A 1553-nucleotide genomic window follows, 5' to 3' on the forward strand; every position below is an offset into this window, starting at 1 on the left:
AAATCCTTATCTGGCAAGAGACTTAATTGATTAGTTCGCTCTAGATAAGAAACAATTGACAAAAATCGCTAAATGCCTTTCTATATAAGGGTTACATCCCTTATAACCCCCGTCCATTGCATAACACAAACCGAAGAGCCGCCATATTGGACTAAATCAACTAGCCATTAGTTCCATTACTCAAGCCGAATTATATTATGGAGCAATCAATAAAAATGAACTCAACAAAATCAAAAGACATCTCGGATTGCTACATACCTTTCCTGTAGATGTCGCAATATCCAATCAATTTATTAACTTAATGGAAACCTACTCCCTCAGTCACAAACTCAACATCCCTGACTCTATCATTGCCTCAACAGCATTAGTGCAGAATATTAAGCTATATACATTGAATTTGAGAGATTTTTGTTTTATTCAAGGCTTAGAACTCTATGATCTGTCAAATGAATAACCCATCAACGTTAGCATTTTCCAGCGTTCAGCGAACCAGTCATAAATTAGTCAAAAAATCAAAGAGAATGAAGATAATTGTTAATTCTATTCCCAATTTAGCGCCTTTAATCCTTCATTTTGGGGGGGAGGTTGCCTGAAGAGAAGTGTATCAAAGTATTAGGGATGTTAGTCGCTGGTGGCGGTGATTCTTGTCCCATTAATTAACAATGATTAATTATTAATTAATCGGCGAAATTCAGTAAAATAGTAATAGACCAAATTAGAGGGAAAAAATTATCTATGGCAACTACATCAGAAGACGTATGGCGAATCTTAGCCGAATTAGCGACTGCTCAAGCCGAATTGACTGCTGCTCAAAAAGAAACTGACAAACAACTCAAGGAAACTGACCTACTACTGAAGGAAGTTAGTCAACAACAGAAGGAAAACGCCCAACAACTCAAGGAAACTGACCGACAACTCAAGGAAACTGACCGACAACAGCAGAAAACTGACAAACAACTCAAAGAACTGGGCAAACAAATTGGGGGACTCGGTGCCAAATTCGGCAGCTTTACCGAAGGACTTGCTCTCCCCTCAATGGAAACGATTCTCAGGCAACGCTTTGGTATGGAAGTTATCAGTCCCAGTGTGCGAGTCAGTAAAGATGGAAAACACCTAGAAATTGATGTTCTTGCCTATACCAATGGTGAGCTAAATACTGCCTATATCGTCGAGGTTAAAAGTCATGCTAGAGAGGAATCCATTACACAATTAAAAAGTATTTTGCAACGGTTTCGCAGCTTTTTCCCTGAACACAAAGAAAAAAAACTCTATGGCATACTAGCATCGGTTGACTTATCGAACGAATTACGGGAAAAAATTCTGCAAGAAGGGTTTTATGTGGCTCGGATTCATGACCAAGTATTTGAACTCGATATTCCCGATAATTTTCAACCTCAAACCTATTAAAACCTCAAAGGCTATCGCTCTATCTTCCCCAAAGGAAAAAACACTCTCTTATTCATGAATCGGCCAAATTCAGTAAAATAGTAATAGACCAAATCAGAGAGAAAAAATCATCTATGACGACTACATCAGAAGACGTATGGCGAATC

The 1553-nt window shown here is 38.3% G+C and carries 2 protein-coding genes; both read left to right on the forward strand.

Features of this window, described 5'->3' with window-relative positions:
- Positions 1 to 205: 205 nt before the first annotated feature.
- Positions 206 to 454, forward strand: coding sequence for a PIN domain-containing protein (locus O9295_RS14445; RefSeq protein ID WP_288033479.1), 249 nt, complete (start codon positions 206 to 208; stop codon positions 452 to 454).
- A gap of 281 nt (positions 455 to 735) precedes the next feature.
- Positions 736 to 1407 carry a DUF3782 domain-containing protein gene (locus O9295_RS14450; protein WP_288033477.1) on the forward strand — a complete coding sequence of 224 codons (672 nt, stop codon included), beginning with the start codon at positions 736 to 738 and terminating at the stop codon, positions 1405 to 1407.
- The last annotated feature ends 146 nt before the right edge of the window (positions 1408 to 1553 follow it).

This window comes from Microcystis sp. LE18-22.4A (assembly GCF_027531105.1).
In the GTDB taxonomy this organism is placed as follows: domain Bacteria; phylum Cyanobacteriota; class Cyanobacteriia; order Cyanobacteriales; family Microcystaceae; genus Microcystis; species Microcystis aeruginosa.

Excerpts from the sequence above, each read along its gene's own strand:
- O9295_RS14450 (WP_288033477.1), top strand. The coding sequence starts at position 736 with ATGGCAACTACATCAGAAGACGTATGGCGAATCTTAGCCGAATTAGCG.